Here is a 17640-nt window from a genome sequence, read left to right as displayed (position 1 = left end):
TTAAATTTACAATTATGAAAAAGCTATTTTTATTAGCAATCGCAGTAATCGGTTTTACAGTTTCTTCAAACGCACAAGACATCAAATTAGGTGTAAAAGGTGGGGTTAATTTTGCGAACGTGACAGGAAGTGATATCGATTTTGATTCAAGAACTGGATTTCATATCGGTGGTGTTCTTCAAATTAGCGTGTTAGAAACTTTTGCCATTCAACCTGAAGTTCTGTATTCTGCTCAGGGAGCCGAATTAGGCGATATCGATTTCGATATTGATTATTTAAATGTCCCTATTTTGGCTAAACTTAAGTTTGCTAAATTTCTAAGCGTAGAAGCCGGACCACAACTTGGTTTTGTTGTTAATGAAGGAGATAACGTTCAAGATATTGAAAGCTTTGACTTTAGCGGTGCTGTTGGTGCCGGAGTTGAGTTTGGCTCATTCTTTGGTCAATTACGATATAACTTTGGTTTAACTGATATCAACTCTGATGAGGATGGTAAAAACTCTAACTTTCAGATATCAGTAGGATATTACATCTTTTAATCAGAAAAACAATATTTACAATATCAAAAGCGGGAGTTTTTACTCCCGCTTTTTTGTTGCCCAAAGCTTTGTTAAAATTTGTGATATGCACCAAAAGGTTATGTAGTTTTATAAGTAATCAACTGATTGTATCTCTTTTGACATCAATTATCAAAACATACGCTTATCTCCTATGAATTCAATTTGGAAAAGAAGAATTATTGAGGCTTTTTTATCACAAAAACTCAAAAGATCAAAGCAATTATCTAAAATTACACCTGCCCAATTCAAAAAAGAGTATTCGCAATTTAGAATTTCAATTATCTCTCTTATAAAAGATATGGCTCTTATTTTGTTAGGAGTGATTTCTGCAGCTTTTGGTCTTGAAAGCTTTTTATTGCCTAATATGTTTATTGATGGTGGAGTTACCGGAATCTCCTTATTGGTATCAGAACTTACCTCGTTACCCCTTGCGTTATTGATCCTTCTCATTAATATTCCATTTATTTTTTTAGGATGGAAAGTGATTGGAAGGAGATTTGCCATCAGAGCAACTATTGCTATCTCTGCCCTGGCACTCACTTTATTCTTCGTCAAATTTCCCGAAGTGACACAAGATAAACTGCTGGTTTCTGTATTTGGAGGATTCTTTTTAGGTGCAGGAATAGGGCTTTCAGTGCGTGGTGGCGGTGTTTTGGATGGTACAGAAGTCTTGGCTATTTTTATGAGTAAAAAACTGGGAACCACAGTTGGAGATGCAATTACGATCATAAACATCATCATTTTTTCGGCTGCTTCCTATTTATTATCAATAGAAACAGCTTTATATTCTATGCTTACCTATCTTGCTGCGTCAAGAACATTAGACTTTGTTATAGAAGGAATTGAAGAATATACCGGAGTCACAATTATTTCTGAACATAATCAAGAAATGAGAACTATGATTACAGAAAAAATGAGGCGTGGAGTCACTATTTACCAAGGGAAACAAGGATATGGAAGCCATGAAAACTTAGACGATATTGATATCATTTACACAGTTATTACAAGACTTGAGATTAGCAAACTTAATAATGAGATTGAAAAAATAGATCCCAAAGCATTTGTAATCATGCACAGTATTAATGATACTCGAGGGGGTATGATCAAAAAAAGACCAACAGAGTACTAATTTTTTTTATCCCCAAACTTAAAACACCAAATCTTATAGTATATTTGAAAAACTCAAATCAGGAATGCAGTTTAAAAATCCAGAAATTCTTTACGCTCTCTTTGCACTTATCATTCCTATTCTAGTTCACTTGTTTCAGTTACGTAGATTTCAGAAAGTAGACTTTACAAATGTACAGTTTCTTAAAGCGGTTACTCTACAAACTCGAAAAAGTTCACAAATTAAAAAATGGCTTACGCTTTTTTCACGTTTATTGGCTCTGGCGGGTATTATTATAGCTTTTGCTCAACCTTTTTTGGCTTCAGACGATATCATAGGTAAACAAACAGAAACTGTGATCTATTTGGACAATTCTTTCAGTATGCAAGCTAAAGGATCTAAGGGTCCCCTTCTAAAAAGAGCTATACAAGAGATTTTAAGTGACATCCCTGAAGAACAAATTTTTTCACTATTTACCAATTCAGAAACATTTGTTGATGTTTCAAAAAAAGATATTCAGAATGATCTGCTCCAATTAGAATATAGTGCTAACCAACTACCCTATCGTGCCGCTTTCCTGAAAGCTAAACAATTATTAGGTCCTTCTTCGCCAGAAACTATAAAACGAGTAATTATGGTTTCTGACTTTCAGCAGAAAAATGAGACATTTTCATTGACAACAGATGAAAATACACGAACAAATCTGGTGCGTTTACGCCCGGTTACAAAACAAAATATTGCGATAGACAGTTTGTATTTAGAGCGCAATATCGATAACGAGTTAATGCTCAAAGTACAGGTTAGCAATATCGATGCCAATGCAGAGAATACATCTATTGCACTTTATAATAACGATAAATTAATCGCAAAAACAGCTGTTTCTATTCCAAAAAATAGTTCTGCGAATACTGAATTTCGTTTGGACGAAAATACGCGCATAAATGGAAAAGTAACTCTAGAAGATCCTGCAATCACTTTTGATAACTCCAGATACTTTACAATAAATACTCCTAGAAAAATAAAGGTAGTTGCCATTAATGATGAAAATGATTCCTTTCTAAAAAATATTTTTACGCCAGATGAATTCGAACTCATAAGTAACTCTATCCAATCCCTTGATTATAATAACATAAGTGATGCCGATTTAGTGATCCTTAATGAAGTTAAACAAATTCCGGTATCTTTGATCAATACTCTAAAGCCTTTTGCTAATCAAGGGGGAACTGTCTGTTTGATTCCATCGAATACCGGAGACCTGGTATCGTATCAACAGTTTCTTAATGCTTTCTCAAGTCGAGGTTTGTTAGAATTAAAGACTCAGGGAAAAAAGATCACAAAGATCAATTTCTCCCATCCATTATACAAAGGTGTTTTCGATAAGAGAATCACAAATTTTCAATATCCTAAGGTGAATAGTTTTTACCAAACCAATGCCACCAACGTTGTGTTATCATTTGAAGATAATAGTCCTTTTCTCTACAAAACCAACAACCTTTATGTATTTACAGCAGGTATAAATGATAAAAATTCTAATTTTAAGAATTCTCCTCTTATTGTTCCAACTCTATACAACATAGGGAAACAAAGTTTGCAACTTACAGATATCTCTTACACTATAGGGCAGCGTACTTTTTATGACGTACCAATATCCTTGGGTCAGGATGGTATATTATCTTTGGTATCAGAGCAGGAAAATAGTATTCCACTGCAACAAAGTTTTTCAACCAAAGTACGTATCGCCACAGACGAAGTTCCTACCAAGGCAGGAATTTATAGTCTACAAGATAAAGATAGAATTATACAATATGTAAGCTACAATTATGATAGCTCAGAAAGTGAATTACAATACCATAACCTTACCGCAGAGGGAGATTATGAAATAAGCGATTCTATAACCGAACTTTTTGATAGTATAAAAGAAGAGACCAGTATCAATGAACTTTGGAAATGGTTTGTTATTTTTGCGCTGATATTCCTGTTAATTGAAATACTTTTATTAAAATATCTGAAATGAACTTCTTACTAAAGGCGGCTACTGTAATTGATCCAACCTCACCTTTTCACAATCAAACGGTTGATATTCTTATTGAAAATGGTACAATTACAGACATTAATACTACCATTGTTTCAGAAAAAGGTGTTGAAGAAGTTAAACGGGATAATCTATATGTATCTCAGGGATGGTTTGATAGCAGTGTGAGCTTCGGCGAACCTGGTTATGAAGAAAGGGAAACTATTGACCATGGTCTCAATGTCGCTGCCAAAAGCGGTTTCACCAGTATTGCATTAAATCCCAATACAATACCAGTGACAGATAACAGTGCCTCTATAGGTTTTCTTACCGGTAAAGCGCAAAATAATGCAGTGAATTTATATCCCATAGGTGCCCTAACAACAAAATCAGCAGGTATTGATATGGCAGAACTGTATGACATGCAACAGGCAGGAGCTATAGCTTTTGGAGACTATAAAAAAGCGATCCAAAATCCAAATTTACTAAAGATTGCTTTACTCTATACACAAAATTTTGACGGATTGGTACTTTCCTTTCCACAAGAAAATAATATTTCTGGTAAAGGTGTTATGAATGAAGAAGAGCAAAGTACCTTACTGGGTCTAAAAGGCATTCCGGCACTTGCAGAAGAATTACAGGTAGCTCGGGATTTGTTTTTACTTGAGTATACAGGTGGAAAACTACATATACCTACAATTTCTACAGCAAAATCAGTAGATCTGATTAAGCATGCAAAGGAAAAAGGTTTACAAGTTAGTTGCAGTACTACAGTACATCATCTAACACTCACCGATAAAGAACTCATGACTTTCGACTCTAATTATAAAGTACTACCTCCTTTAAGAACACAAAAAGATATTGATGCTTTACTAAAAGGAATTGAAGATGGAACTATCGATATGATCACTAGTGACCATCAACCTATAGATGTCGAACATAAAAAAGTTGAGTTTGATGAGGCCAATTATGGTACCATTGGTCTTGAAAGTGCGTTTGGGTGCATGAATGCCATATTAGGTATTGAAAAAACAATAGACACGCTCACGAGGGGAAAAAAGGTTTTTGGGATACAAGGTGCATGTATAGATAAAGACAATAAAGCCGATATTTCTCTATTTAATCCCGAAGGAGCTCATGTTTTTTCTGAAAAACATATCTTGTCAACCTCAAAAAATAGTGCATTTGTTGGTAAATCAATGAAAGGTACGGTATATGGCATAGTATCTAATGGGAAAATGATACTGAAGTAAATATTCTAATTTTTACAGTACGATCTGTAATTACAAAAATAGGAACAAGTCAAATAATAAACACACAATACATCAATCATGCAATCAGATTATGCAAAACAAGGGAAAACGGCAGCAATTGTGGCTTATATTACTATCATAGGAACAATTATCGCCTTTTTTATGAATAATGATACTAAAAACCAATTTGCCAGTTTTCATATCAGGCAAGCATTAGGAATTAATATATCATTCTATGTTATCGGAGCTTTGGTCACTTTTTTTGACTCCTGGCCTATATCTTCAGGCTTTTATATTTTCATTTTTGTACTTTGGATATTTGGTTTGATAACAGCTTTGAGAGAAGAACAAAAAACTGTGCCCCTTGTTGGGCCCTACTTCCAGGAATGGTTTAATTTCATTAAATAAATATTGTGAGGTGTTTTTATATTAAAAAAATATCTAAACTTGTTCTAAAGCTAATATTGTTTATTTTTTTAATCGCAATTACACAAATAGGAGGTTTTGTCTATTTAATTGCTGAAATCACATTTAGAAAAAATGTTTGCAGATACAGGCTCAAAAAATTTATCTTATTTGTGACGCTATATTTAGGAATTACATTTTTATTAATACCGTTAATTGCACCAATATTTGGAAGAGAAAAGCTAAAAGACTCCTCTTATATTGAAGCACACACCTTCTTTACAAAATTGTTAAACAGAAATTATATAAAGGCTGAACTCCATATTTCATTACAGGAAATAGCAGCAAGTTATCAAAAACAACATCACGGAATAAAAATCGTTTATCTCGACGCAAATTTTCCTTTTGTGAATGGATTTCCATTATTTCCGCATTTAAGTCATAATGATGGAAAGAAAATAGATATTTCCTTTGTTTATTTGGATCAAAATGATAGACTAACCAACAGAAAGCCTTCAATAAGTGGTTATGGTGTCTTCGAAAAACCTACAAATAAAGAATATGATCAAACGAAGGCTTGTAAAAAAAATGGATATTGGCAATACGATTACTCGCAATATCTTACTTTCGGCACCATAAACAAGAACCTAAAATTTTCTGAAAAAGCGACAAAAGATTTACTTTTAGCAATTGTGAATCATCAACAGATAGGTAAAGTTTTTATCGAACCTCATTTAAAAAATCGATTAAGAGTAGAAAATTCGAAAATCCGATTTCAAGGATGCCAAACTGTTAGACATGATGACCATATTCATTTACAATTAAAATAAGACTATGCAAACAAAAACATTATCATTACACCATATTATCAAGCCACCAACTACTACGAAAGAGAAAACACCTGTGCTTTTTATGTTTCATGGATACGGAAGTGATGAAAATGATCTTTTTTCGTTTGCGCCAGAGTTACCCGAAGAGCTTTTCATAATCTCAGCACGAGCTCCCTACCCTATACAACCCTATGGTAATGCATGGTATGCTATCTATTTTGATGCTGCACAAGGAAAATTTAGTGATGACAAGCAGGCTATAGAATCCAGAGATAAAATTGCTCATTTTATAGATGAAGCAATACAAACCTATAATCTAGACAAGAATAATGTAACACTTTTGGGGTTTAGTCAAGGAACCATTTTAAGTTATTCGGTTGCACTATCTTATCCAGAAAAAGTAAAGAACGTTATCGCACTAAGTGGATATATCAATGAAGATATTTTAAAAGAAGGATATGAAAAAAATGATTTTTCAAGACTTAATATTTATTGCTCTCATGGTAGTGTAGATCAGGTTATCCCAGTCGACTGGGCCAGAAAAGCTCCAGCTCACCTGGCAAAACTTGGAATAATAACAGAACTCAACGAATTTCCTGTAGGTCATGGAGTGGCACCACAAAATTTTTACCAATTTAAAGAATGGCTAAGCCGAAGGATTTAGAATTTCAATATTCAACAAAAATCAATACAATATACTGATAATTAACATTTTAAAGTTGATTTTTCATACTATTTAAATTAAATTTAGGCTATTCACACATAACTTAAATAGTATATTATGAAAAAATTCAATTCACTAATTGCGCTTACCCTTTTGTTAAGTTTACTTTTTGTTGGTTGCCAGCAACAAGACGATGAAAACGCAGCACTGCAAGACGCACCCGATCAGATTTTAGTAGCTCTCGAATCTCAAGGATTTAATGTAATAGATCAACCTCCTATTCCATATAATGATGGTTTTTTAGTAGAAGGAGATATATATCTTAGCAATGATCAAATTTTGAATCGAAATAAGAAGAACGGAAAAGGCATTTCTATCTCTGAAAAGCAGTACAGTACCAACAATCTAGTTACCACTAATGGCAATAGAACTATAACAGTATTCGCCAGAGAAGGCGGAGGACTGGGGTTTGATACTGCTACCAGTGAAGCCATTGATTTGGCTATAGAACGTTACAATACAGAAAATCTAGAAATCACTTTTGAAAGAGTTAGTTCTCAGCGTAATGCGGATATTGTGATATCGAGATTAAATTTTTTCCTTGAACTTTTTGGTATTCTTGGATTTGCTGGTTTTCCAACAGATAACGGAGACCCCTTTGATGAAATATCGTTGACTGGGAGACTTGCCAGTATTGGTATTTCTACAGAAGGAATTGCAAGTATCGTAGCCCACGAATTGGGTCATTGTATCGGCTTTAGACATACCGATTATTTTGACAGAAGTATTTCTTGTGGTGGAGATCCGGTTGATGAAGGAGCAGGTGACATAGGTGCAAATCTTATTCCGGGAACTCCTGCCGATGCAACTCTTGAAGCCGCTTCCTGGATGCTGTCTTGCTTTGATGGCAGTGATAGACCATTTAATGAAGACGACCTAACGGCTCTTGACTTTTTATATTAAACACCATTTTTCTAAGATACAACCTCATATGTTCTAGAACTTATGGGGTTTTTGTTTTCAATCAATAAAAAATTACTGATTTACCATCATTTCTAAAAGGTTATACATCATTCGTAAACAACTGGTAATTAACACTTTAAATTTTATAGTTTCTTGTATTTAAAGTATATTTAGGTTATTAACACAAACTTAAATATTAATCATGAAAAAATTAAATTCATTAGTTGCACTCGCTCTTTTGTTGAGTGTTTTTTTCGTTGCTTGCGAGCAAGAAGAAGAAACGATGGTTACACCAGAAGTGTCAGACGAAGTTTTAGTGGCACTTGAAGATGCAGGGTTTAACGTAATAGATCAACCTCCGATTAAATTTGAAGAAAGTTATATTGTAGAGGGTGATATTTTACTTACGCACAAACAAATATTAAATTTAGCTCAAACTGATGGTTTGTCTGTTAATTCAAAGCAGTATAGTACAAATAACCTGGTGTCGACAAATGGTAGTAGAAATATTACCGTATTTGTAAGTTCAAGTTTTAATGCTGCTACCTCGGCAGGTATTGACCTTGCAATTCAACGTTATAATGCTGAAAATCTTGAAATCACATTTCAGAGAGTTAATAGTTCTAGTAATGCCGATATTACGATATCAAGACTGAACTTTATTCTTGAATTTTTTGGTGTCTTGGGTTCGGCAGGATTTCCTACTGCTGGAGGTGATCCGTTTAATGAAATTTCATTGAGTGGAAGACTTTCAAATCTTGGTTTTGATACCGGAGGAATTGCCACTATCGTTTCTCATGAGATGGGTCATTGTATCGGCTTTAGACATACCGATTATTTTGATCGAAGTATTTCCTGCGGTGGTGCCGCCGATAATGAAGGAGATGCAGGCGTTGGTGCGAATCTTATCCCAGGCACACCTGCTGGAGCTAACCTCTCAGATGCATCCTGGATGTTAGCTTGTTCTGATGGAAGCGATAGGCCATTCAATACAGATGACCAAACGGCTCTTAACTTTTTATATTAGGAAGAAACATCATGATAAAAGAACAACCTCACAAGCTTTAGACTTGTGAGGTTGTTCTTTTATTTTAGGATACCAATTTAACCTGCTGGAATATAGTCTTTCAATATGGGCATTATTTGCTCTTCTAAAACTTTATTCCATAACTTTTGAATATCGTTCTTTAATTTTCTTCTTACCACAGCTATCAAATTGATAAAATTAATCGGTATAACAGTTAATACTCCACGATTGCACTCTTCATGGCTTATTCTTTCTGCAAAATATTTCACATAGGCGTTATTCTGCGATGAACCAAAAAATTTCTTTTTGGTTTCTTCTATTTCTGGTAATGAAAAAGAAATTTCTATTACATCCTTTTTCACCTCATTTAAGTTGAATAAATCGATTATCCCATTTTTTACCTGAACCAGTTTCTTACTAATTTTTCTTGTAGGTTTTGGGTAGACATATCGCCAGTACTTGCAGGCAGCTACATATACAATTGGATTCAATGTTACACTTACCATATACACCTTTTTAGACAGGTTTTTTAACTTGGTCTTGATCATGGTATTCATAATAATACTTTTAGGAAAATAAGAACCTCTCTCATTGCCAATCACTCCAATACCAGGACGAACATAAATATTTTTAGTATTGGTTGGATCCTGGCAATACATAAAATATGCTAGACCGATATCTTTTTCATTCTTTTTCATAATATAGATATCCATCTTTTCTAATTTTGAAAACATTTTTCTAAAACTAACAAGAGAAACCTCGTCACTTATTGATGCTTTAAACAAATGATACAATCTGTTTTCAAAAGGTGAATTTTTTTTAATTTCTACTACATAATGATGTTCAAGTTTTGTCATATTACAGTTTTATTTTGGGGGACGTAAAATGCTATACGTGTGGCAAAAACTCCACAAGTATTTCTACAAATGTAGTAGTTTTGTTGTCCGAAAAAGGCAATACCAGTGGTTTAATGGAATGCTAACCATTAGTCGATTTGAAGTTATTAAAAAATTGAAATTCAAATAACTGAATATTTTTTTTGATAAAAATATGGTTAAAACGTATCAATTTTGTTGATAACGCATTAGAATAGAAAGAGTGGTTTTACAGACAATTATGAATTTGATAAAAAAGAGGTATTCCTATTAGTTTTTTGATAATGAAAAATAGCAACGACTTGAATCAATAGAGGTGAGATTCAACAAAATTTAATGTTTGAAAAATAAAATATCAAATATCCTTATATTCATACTATCGGTATTTGTCATTTAGTCCTACCCCCTTTACTAGCCTGCAATACTTATATGACATCTTTCCATTCTGGATTATTGTCAATAAACTCTTCTACAGACTTACCACATTACATGCCTCAATTTTATGCAGTATTAATATATAAATTATTCCCCGGACTTTTCTTTTCTAAAAATCTTATTAAAACTATCGTATGTAGCTAAGTGCAAGGTATCGCCATGATCAAGTTCTTCGAAAAAATTGAAGTACAAAGAAGTATTTTCTTTAGAAACTGCTTTCAATTTTTGAAATAACTCTTTGGCAACTTTTTGCATGGTAGGCCCCTCTTTTCCTACACCAACATAAACAGACTTTTTTGTAGTATATCCTTTTGGAGTAAACTTCAATAAAGACTCATCATCCCACCATAGACTTGGACTAATTATGATATAATTATCAAACATGTTGGGTCTTTTAAACAGAATTTCTGTAGCTAATAATCCTCCTAGAGACTGCCCTATCAGCGTCCTGGCGCCTGCCGTTCTATATTCTTTTACAATCATGGGCTGAAGCTCAGCTTCAAGAAAATCAATAAATGCCTGTGAGCCACCCGTAGTTGGAAATTCCTCTTTATCTTTTTTATTGTTCGTAGGATAGGTAAGATCTCTTTTTCTATCTGAATTTGCTATACCAACCACAATAGTTTCAGGAATCATGTTGATCCAAGAAAAAGAACCAAATTGAACCAGCCCGGCCACATGAATAAAATCCTCATCTGCCGACCCATCTAAAAGATAAATAATAGGATATTTTTTATCTGTATTCACTAAATATCCATGTGGTAAGTACACATTGATTATTCGATCCTCATTAAGTGTTTTTGAAGGAATTGTAAAAGTTTCTCCGATTGAAAACTTCTTCTTTTCAATTGTTAGGCTATTTTCTTGCGCTTTCAGTTGAAAGACTAATAGCACTAATAGTAATCCTAAGAAGTTTGTTGAAGATTTCATGATTAGATTGGTTTTCTTAAATTCAATTTATGATTATCCTTAATATGTAATAATGTAATTCTTTAACGTCATTCCGAACCTGCCTGCATTACCGCAGGTAGACAGGTTTATTTCGGAATCTTATTTCACTCATAAACAATCAGTTATAATGAGAACCTGAAACGAGTTCAGGTTGACGATTATGATATATGATGTATTACAGATATTCAATATTCAATTAAAAATCATAATAATACGATCACAAATTTACTTTTATCGTTTTAGGTTCAGAAGAATTCCAATTTATATCAATTTCTAAGGTTTTACTTTCTTCATCCCAAGTAGAAGACAAGTTTTTATTATCTACAAGTTCTGGAGCTCTATCCATATTATGAATGATCAAAGTAATACTTCTGTCACTTGCAGGATAACTACTTCCTCTTTCCGCAGAAAAAGAAACAGACAACTCGTCTGGCGACGTTTTACTTTCAAAATTTAACAATTCATACTTACCTTTTTCATAGGAATACGGAGTTTTACCATCATCATCATACAACTTCCCCGAGCTTTCCACTACAGAACTATCATGAAAATAATGCAATGTTAACGCTTTGGTACTATAATTTTCAGTAGTAAGGACAGGAGACACCATTGGAACAAACGACCCTGCTTTTACAAAAACAGGTATATGATCCTCTGCCACTTTAACTGATGTATACCTTCCTCCTTCATATTTTTCTCCGGTAAAGAAATCATACCAATTTGTTCCTTCTGGAAAAGGAATATCCATAGAAGCGACTCCCGGATTTACAATTGGAGAAACTAGAAAGTTATCCCCCCATAAATAGGCATAGCTCATCTCGTAAAACTCTTTATTATCTTGGTCTTCAAAAAACAAGGGTCTCATAAGAGGTACCCCTGTTTGATTATTGTTAAAAGCGATAGTGTAATTATAAGGAAGTAAACTATACCGCAATTCAATACTTTTTTTGGCCAGGGCCTTTGTTTTTTGATCGTGAAATATAGGTTCTGGGGCGATATGTTCTTGTGCATGCGGTCTAAATATTGGTTGAAATACTCCATATTGCAACCATCGTGTATACAATTCGGGATCAAAAGTTTCTCCACCGGCAAATCCACCTAGGTCAGAGTGCATATATCCTAATCCTTGCATGCCCATTGATAAAGCAATTTCAGTCTGTGGTTGTAATCCTCCCCAACTTCTGCTCACATCACCAGACCACGGGATCATACCAAAACGTTGCGATCCCGAGTATCCTGCTCTCATCAAAATAAATGGTCTTTGATCCGGGAAGTCTTTTTGATACCCTTCCTGAATTAATCTCGCCCAATCATGTCCATAAATATTATGTACTTGATCTGCGCTACCCGTAGCATGTTGGAGTTTTGAAGGATGCACTTCTGGTTCCCCTAAATCTCCCCACCAACCCGCAATACCGTAGTCTTGAGTATATTCTTTGTAAATATTCCAGAACCAATCTTTTCCTTTTGGATCATAAATATCTATAATTCCTGTGTTTCCAAAATAAAAATCATATCTAAAAGGATTACCAACAGAATCTTTACCCAAAACTCCTTTTTCTATGGCTTCATCCCATTTTTTGGAAGTGCTTAATATAAAAGGTTCTGTAATCAATATGGTTTTTATTCCTTTGTGCCTAAAGTCATTGATCATTTGCTTAGGGGTTGGGAAAGAATCTGCCAAAAACTCCAGATTACCCATATGTCCCTGTATCTCTTTTCCAAACCAATAAATATCAAGAATTACAGCATCAAGCGGAATACTATCTTGTCTGAATTTTGCTACTGTTTCTCGAGTTTCCTTTTCTGAATGATATCCAAAACGGCTTGCAAAATTTCCAAAGGCCCATCGAGGTGGTAATGGTTGCTTACCTGTAAGATCTGTATATTGATCCATTAGATCTTTCCAATCATCCCCTGCTATTACCTGGTAGGTTTTTCTGCCACTAATGGTTTCATATTGTAATGTGTTGTCACCTTTACTATCGATATCCAAAAATCCAATGGGAGCATTATCAAAATGGACAGCATACACTTTTGACGAAAGCACCAATGGCATACTATAGTTCATTAGTTCAGCATGTGTCGAATACCCATAGTGCGCTCTATTGTATAGCTGAAGTTTTTTTCCTCTTCGGTTCATTCCAACAACCCTGGCACCTGCTCCATAAATGACTTCATCTTTATCCAGACTGAAATCGAGAATTTCTGTCGAATCTGTTTTAATATATCCCTTGTTTTCAGAGATTAAATCTTTCCCTTTATACGTATATTTTATTCCAAAAGGTTCTTTGGTAATATGAGCTACAATTCCGGGTGTGGCATACGTAATCGTTTTTTTATTTTCTTTTATTTCTGCGGTTACATTAGGAGAAAGAACTACTGCATGTGATGCTGCATCATATGTTTCTCCTTTTGGAATGAAAGAGGTTTCCATAATTCGATCAGAATATGGTCTAATGATATAGGTACCGTTGTCTTTGTAAACTTCAATATGGTCTTCTTTATCATCAAATCCCTGATAGGGGCCTTCATACTTCTTTTTGCATGAAATGCTAGTTGTCGTAATGATAATAACCAATAAAAAGTAAAGAAACTTTGTGTTCATCCTAGAGTAAGGTTTGTTGTTTATATGAAGATATCAAATATAACAGAATGCTTGTAAAATCAAATAAATTCAATGACTTATCACTTCAAATTATTGAATTCTCGGTAATATGCAATGCTAATTGAATATTTTTTTAACCAGCTATTTTTATTGAGGTTAATAAAAATGAAGTATAGAGATACCATGAAAATCTTTTTTTAAGACATCATTTGAATTAATTACACAACCTTTCCTTAAGTTAATACTGATTACCTTATCCTAATCATTTGTTTAAGAACTATAAACAATTCGGTAATATGATCGCTGTACTTTTGAAGTATCCTTAACCAAGTTAATTTTAACCGTATTACACTATTATGAAAAATTATTACGCTATCATCTCAAATTTGAAACATACTTTACATGCTAGTATAGTATGTCTAGGGTTATGTACCTCAATTCAAATCTATGCACAAGTTGATTCTTCAATTCAGAAAAAAGAAAAAAAATATCAATTTGACAATCCCATAGACAATTCATTTAACAAAGAAATATACTCAAAAGGAACTGGTATGCCCTTTTTTAATTTTGGAGACATTCTTGTAGCGCGGGCAGTTCTACCTGCAAATAGCTTCTCTGAAGGACCTACCTCTGGGCAATTTATCGGTTCTGGATCCATCAATCAACAACCAGTTCCTTTTTTAAACAAACAACCTGTTCAAGGTTTTTCTGCGGTTTTAAATAATTATGATGGGACGTTCATGGCATTATCTGATAATGGCTTCGGGGGAATTGAAAATTCATCAGATTACCACCTGCGTATCTACAAAATCAAACCCAAGTTTGAGACCATTCTTAGACCAGGAGACGGAACCATAGAAGTGATCAATTTTATTGAATTAAAAGACCCTAATAATTTAATACCTTTCGCAATAGTAAATCACTTTAGTGACGATAGAATTCTTACCGGAGCTGACTTTGATATAGAGTCCATACAAAGAACGGAAAATGGAGATTTTTGGATTGGTGATGAATTTGGTCCTTTTTTATTGCATTTTAATAACAATGGAGTATTATTAGACCCACCTATTGCTCTTCCTGATTTTAATAATCCGGGAAAAGAATTACGTGCTCCACAAAACCCTTTTAATGAAGAAATTAGTGCGCTTAGAATAATGAATGCTATGCGATCACATGCACAAAAAAATGGAAGTAAAAATCCTGTGATGTCTCCATGGTTTGTCATGCTTGATGATCAAAATGAGAATACCAAAGTAGGTAGTCGCGAAAATCCACCAGCCGGTCTGCAATCAGCCTCAAGCGAAATACATAACGTGTCTTCGTTAAACAGAGCGGGACATCAGGTGATTGTTTACACCGTGAATGATCTGGAAAACATGAAATTTTTGATGGATTTAGGTGTACAAGGAATTATCTCTGACAGACCAGATCTATTACTACAAGCCATTCAAAATTTTGATAAGGATAACGATGGGCAATCAGGCTTTATAGATGCTAATGGACTAATAAACCTTGCCAAATTTGATGCGCAAGGTCACAGGGGTGCTAGAAATCTGAGACCTGAAAATACACTTCCATCTATGGAAGCTGCATTAGACTATCTCATGCCCACATTAGAGACTGATTGCGGAATTACTTTGGATGGTGTGCCAGTTCTTGATCATGATCCACATATTGAAGCGGCAAAAACTCGAAAAGCAGATGGCACCCCCTATGAATTAGAAGACGAAGTTTTAGTAAAAGATTTAACTTTAAAACAAATTCAAAATACATTTATTGCAGACAAAATTCTAGAAGGTAGACCTTTTCAATCAAATGATCTGTCCCTATCTCCTGTCGCTGTCGCTTTTTCAAATCAAAATGGGCTAATTGATCCCTACATAATGCCTTCGTTACAGCAGCTATTTGATTTTGTTGATTTTTATGTTGACTACTATAAAAACGGACCTGGAGCATCGGATCCCGAAGCTAAGAAACGATGGATGAATGCATCCAAGGTCCGTTTTAACATAGAAACTAAAATCAATCCTAGAACAGACATTGATGATCGAGGAGATATTTTTTCAGAGAGAACTGTAGATCCAGAAACATTTACCAGGGGTATTGCCAATGTAATTATTACTAATAATTTAGTAGAGCGGGCAGATATTCAAAGCTTTGATTTTAGAACCTTATTAATAGCGCATAAAAAATATCCTCAAATTCGTACAGTTTGCTTATTTGGTGACTTTCCAAAAGTCGGACATATAGGAGATGGAACTAATCTGCAAGATCAGGATGGTAAAAATACGCCTTGGCTGGGTGGTTTATATTGGCCATATCGGAGTACAAAACTTGATGCGCCGTTTAGGGTTAAAGGCAGTGGCGGTTTTGAGGGAATGGCCCTGACTCCTGATAAAGAAAAATTGCTTCCTTTACTAGAAAAGCCCTTAATAGGATCAGACACTAAAAATCTATTGGTACATGAATTTGATTTGGCAAGTAAGTCATTTACAGGTAAGAAGTTTCAATATTCACTAGATGAAAGAGCTACAGCAATCGGTGATTTTATAATGTTTAGTGATCATCGAGGTCTAATTATCGAAAGAGATGGATCTCAAGGAGATTTAAGCGGTTTTAAAGCAATCTATGAAGTAAAACTGGATCAGGAAAAAGATTTAATTGAAAAAAGACAAAATGTTGACTTGCTTAAGATCAAAGACCTAAGAAGAATTTCATTACCCGGGCTAGAGGGAGACGTGGGAATTGGAAAGAACTTTGCCTTTCCATTTGTAACAATCGAGAGTGTAGTTGTGTTAAATCCATTCTTAATCGGAGTTTTAAACGATAATAACTACCCCTTTAGCTTAGGACGACATATCGGAACAGGATTACCGGATGACAATGAATTTATTATGCTCTGGTTAGATCAACCTTTGGGTAGACCTTGGGGAAATGACAAAAAAAAGAATAAAACCTCAAATAATATTAAAATCTATCCAAATACGTTCAAAGATTATGTTACTTTTTCTAATGAAACCATAGGAAAAAATCAAGTATCGATTACGATTTATGACATTGCAGGAAAGGTAATAAAAAATCTGGTTAGCAAAGATCAAAATAATGGGAAATTCAATTATAGATGGAATGGAATTGCCGAAAACGGATCTGAAGTTAGCAAAGGAACATATGTTGCTGTTATTGAAATCAACGGAGAGTTTACAAAAAAGAAACTACTAAAAAGATAACATATAATATATTGACCAACTTAATTATGATCAGAATCAAAAAGAGGTTTATCTGAAAAGATTCATAGAAAAATTTTCAGATTGCCTCTTTTTTTACAATCCTGCAAATCTTACATTAGATTTTATTTGGATGTAATCAATTGTTCTGCATCTAGATTAGCTATATTCTGAAATTGATGTATCCCACTGGACTTAGTGCTGAGAAATCATTTCAATTTCTAGGGTATAAAAAGGACTTCTCGACTTCAAAATCTACAACACCATCTTCTCTTACGTCATAAGTTATAAAAAGTTCTCCCCAGTAAACTCCATCAGTAAAATCTGCAATAATCCACTTATGATTTAGTAAACGAACTTTATTTATAGCCATATTACCTTCCATCCCTTCATATGGAACAATAGGATTATCTTTTCCAGGTTTATTTTCACTTATAATTTTATCACTTATGGTCAACGCTAATTTACCAGGGTTATATCCCATCTCTTCAAAATAGCTTGCGGCATCTTCATTACTCTCTAATGAAAAATAAGTAAGATCCAAATTAATGTCAATAAGAGAATCGATAGTCGCAGTTTTTATAGAATCTTGAGATTTTAATCGTTTTTGAAGGTTTTCAATTTTAACATCATACGACTCTTTTGCTTTTTTGGCATTCATGAACTGAAAAAGAACAAATAACGCTGTAAAAATGAACAGATATAAAAAAATCTTATTCTTCATAT

14 protein-coding genes are annotated in these 17640 nt (G+C 34.0%); 10 read left to right on the top strand and 4 right to left on the bottom strand.

Features of this window, described 5'->3' with window-relative positions:
- Positions 1-14: 14 nt before the first annotated feature.
- The 9 genes from ACFSJT_RS19480 (at position 15) to ACFSJT_RS19440 (ending at position 8821) form a co-directional block, all read left to right on the top strand.
- The gene (locus tag ACFSJT_RS19480) at positions 15-539 is read left to right on the top strand and encodes a porin family protein (RefSeq protein ID WP_378322018.1); all 525 of its coding nucleotides are present in this window, start codon (positions 15-17) and stop codon (positions 537-539) included.
- Between the two features lie 172 nt (positions 540-711).
- On the top strand, positions 712-1689 hold the full coding sequence (locus tag ACFSJT_RS19475; protein WP_378322017.1) for a YitT family protein: 978 nt from the start codon (positions 712-714) through the stop codon (positions 1687-1689).
- A 64-nt stretch (positions 1690-1753) separates the two neighbouring features.
- The gene (locus tag ACFSJT_RS19470; RefSeq protein ID WP_378322016.1) at positions 1754-3682 is read left to right on the top strand and encodes a vWA domain-containing protein; all 1929 of its coding nucleotides are present in this window, start codon (positions 1754-1756) and stop codon (positions 3680-3682) included.
- Positions 3679-4932 (top strand): dihydroorotase, encoded by a 1254-nt coding sequence (locus ACFSJT_RS19465; protein ID WP_378322015.1) that lies wholly within the window; start codon positions 3679-3681, stop codon positions 4930-4932. The genes ACFSJT_RS19470 and ACFSJT_RS19465 overlap by 4 nt, the downstream gene beginning before the upstream one ends.
- 78 nt (positions 4933-5010) lie before the next feature.
- Positions 5011-5340, top strand: a complete 330-nt coding sequence (locus tag ACFSJT_RS19460) for a DUF4870 domain-containing protein (RefSeq protein WP_378322014.1) — start codon at positions 5011-5013, stop codon at positions 5338-5340.
- Between the two features lie 170 nt (positions 5341-5510).
- Positions 5511-6167 carry a hypothetical protein gene (locus ACFSJT_RS19455; RefSeq protein WP_378322012.1) on the top strand — a complete coding sequence of 219 codons (657 nt, stop codon included), beginning with the start codon at positions 5511-5513 and terminating at the stop codon, positions 6165-6167.
- A gap of 4 nt (positions 6168-6171) precedes the next feature.
- A complete protein-coding gene (locus ACFSJT_RS19450; protein WP_378322011.1) occupies positions 6172-6831 on the top strand; it encodes an alpha/beta hydrolase in 660 nt (219 codons plus the stop codon).
- A 117-nt stretch (positions 6832-6948) separates the two neighbouring features.
- Positions 6949-7794, top strand: coding sequence for a M57 family metalloprotease (locus ACFSJT_RS19445; RefSeq protein WP_378322010.1), 846 nt, complete (start codon positions 6949-6951; stop codon positions 7792-7794).
- Between the two features lie 202 nt (positions 7795-7996).
- Entirely contained in the window at positions 7997-8821 is an 825-nt protein-coding gene (locus ACFSJT_RS19440) for a M57 family metalloprotease (RefSeq protein ID WP_378322009.1), read from the top strand.
- Between the two features lie 77 nt (positions 8822-8898).
- Here ACFSJT_RS19440 and ACFSJT_RS19435 read toward each other — a convergent pair whose 3' ends face one another.
- The 3 genes from ACFSJT_RS19435 to ACFSJT_RS19425 all read right to left on the bottom strand — a co-directional run bounded on the left by ACFSJT_RS19435 (position 8899) and on the right by ACFSJT_RS19425 (position 13690).
- Positions 8899-9678, bottom strand: a complete 780-nt coding sequence (locus tag ACFSJT_RS19435; protein WP_378322008.1) for a hypothetical protein — start codon at positions 9676-9678, stop codon at positions 8899-8901.
- A 540-nt stretch (positions 9679-10218) separates the two neighbouring features.
- Positions 10219-11061: an alpha/beta hydrolase gene (locus tag ACFSJT_RS19430; protein ID WP_378322007.1), complete on the bottom strand. Its 843-nt coding sequence runs from the start codon at positions 11059-11061 to the stop codon at positions 10219-10221.
- Between the two features lie 238 nt (positions 11062-11299).
- Complete coding sequence (locus ACFSJT_RS19425; protein WP_378322006.1) at positions 11300-13690, bottom strand: glycoside hydrolase family 31 protein; 2391 nt, start codon at positions 13688-13690, stop codon at positions 11300-11302.
- Between the two features lie 356 nt (positions 13691-14046).
- Here ACFSJT_RS19425 and ACFSJT_RS19420 point away from each other — a divergent pair, with 356 nt between their 5' ends.
- The gene (locus ACFSJT_RS19420; RefSeq protein ID WP_378322005.1) at positions 14047-16917 is read left to right on the top strand and encodes an esterase-like activity of phytase family protein; all 2871 of its coding nucleotides are present in this window, start codon (positions 14047-14049) and stop codon (positions 16915-16917) included.
- A 211-nt stretch (positions 16918-17128) separates the two neighbouring features.
- Here ACFSJT_RS19420 and ACFSJT_RS19415 read toward each other — a convergent pair whose 3' ends face one another.
- Positions 17129-17638, bottom strand: coding sequence for a hypothetical protein (locus ACFSJT_RS19415; protein WP_378322004.1), 510 nt, complete (start codon positions 17636-17638; stop codon positions 17129-17131).
- Between the last annotated feature and the right edge of the window lie 2 nt (positions 17639-17640).

Origin of the sequence: Aquimarina celericrescens, from assembly GCF_042682765.1 — a bacterium.
GTDB lineage: Bacteria > Bacteroidota > Bacteroidia > Flavobacteriales > Flavobacteriaceae > Aquimarina > Aquimarina celericrescens.
This window is presented reverse-complemented; position numbering and strand designations above follow the sequence as displayed.

Bases quoted from the DNA above. Each gene is read 5' to 3' on its own strand.
- ACFSJT_RS19480 (WP_378322018.1), top strand. From the start codon at position 15: ATGAAAAAGCTATTTTTATTAGCAATCGCAGTAATCGGTTTTACAGTT.
- ACFSJT_RS19475 (WP_378322017.1), top strand. From the start codon at position 712: ATGAATTCAATTTGGAAAAGAAGAATTATTGAGGCTTTTTTATCACAA.
- ACFSJT_RS19470 (WP_378322016.1), top strand. From the start codon at position 1,754: ATGCAGTTTAAAAATCCAGAAATTCTTTACGCTCTCTTTGCACTTATC.
- ACFSJT_RS19465 (WP_378322015.1), top strand. From the start codon at position 3,679: ATGAACTTCTTACTAAAGGCGGCTACTGTAATTGATCCAACCTCACCT.
- ACFSJT_RS19460 (WP_378322014.1), top strand. From the start codon at position 5,011: ATGCAATCAGATTATGCAAAACAAGGGAAAACGGCAGCAATTGTGGCT.
- ACFSJT_RS19450 (WP_378322011.1), top strand. From the start codon at position 6,172: ATGCAAACAAAAACATTATCATTACACCATATTATCAAGCCACCAACT.
- ACFSJT_RS19445 (WP_378322010.1), top strand. From the start codon at position 6,949: ATGAAAAAATTCAATTCACTAATTGCGCTTACCCTTTTGTTAAGTTTA.
- ACFSJT_RS19440 (WP_378322009.1), top strand. From the start codon at position 7,997: ATGAAAAAATTAAATTCATTAGTTGCACTCGCTCTTTTGTTGAGTGTT.
- ACFSJT_RS19435 (WP_378322008.1), bottom strand. From the start codon at position 9,678: ATGACAAAACTTGAACATCATTATGTAGTAGAAATTAAAAAAAATTCA.
- ACFSJT_RS19430 (WP_378322007.1), bottom strand. From the start codon at position 11,061: ATGAAATCTTCAACAAACTTCTTAGGATTACTATTAGTGCTATTAGTC.
- ACFSJT_RS19425 (WP_378322006.1), bottom strand. From the start codon at position 13,690: ATGAACACAAAGTTTCTTTACTTTTTATTGGTTATTATCATTACGACA.
- ACFSJT_RS19420 (WP_378322005.1), top strand. From the start codon at position 14,047: ATGAAAAATTATTACGCTATCATCTCAAATTTGAAACATACTTTACAT.
- ACFSJT_RS19415 (WP_378322004.1), bottom strand. From the start codon at position 17,638: ATGAAGAATAAGATTTTTTTATATCTGTTCATTTTTACAGCGTTATTT.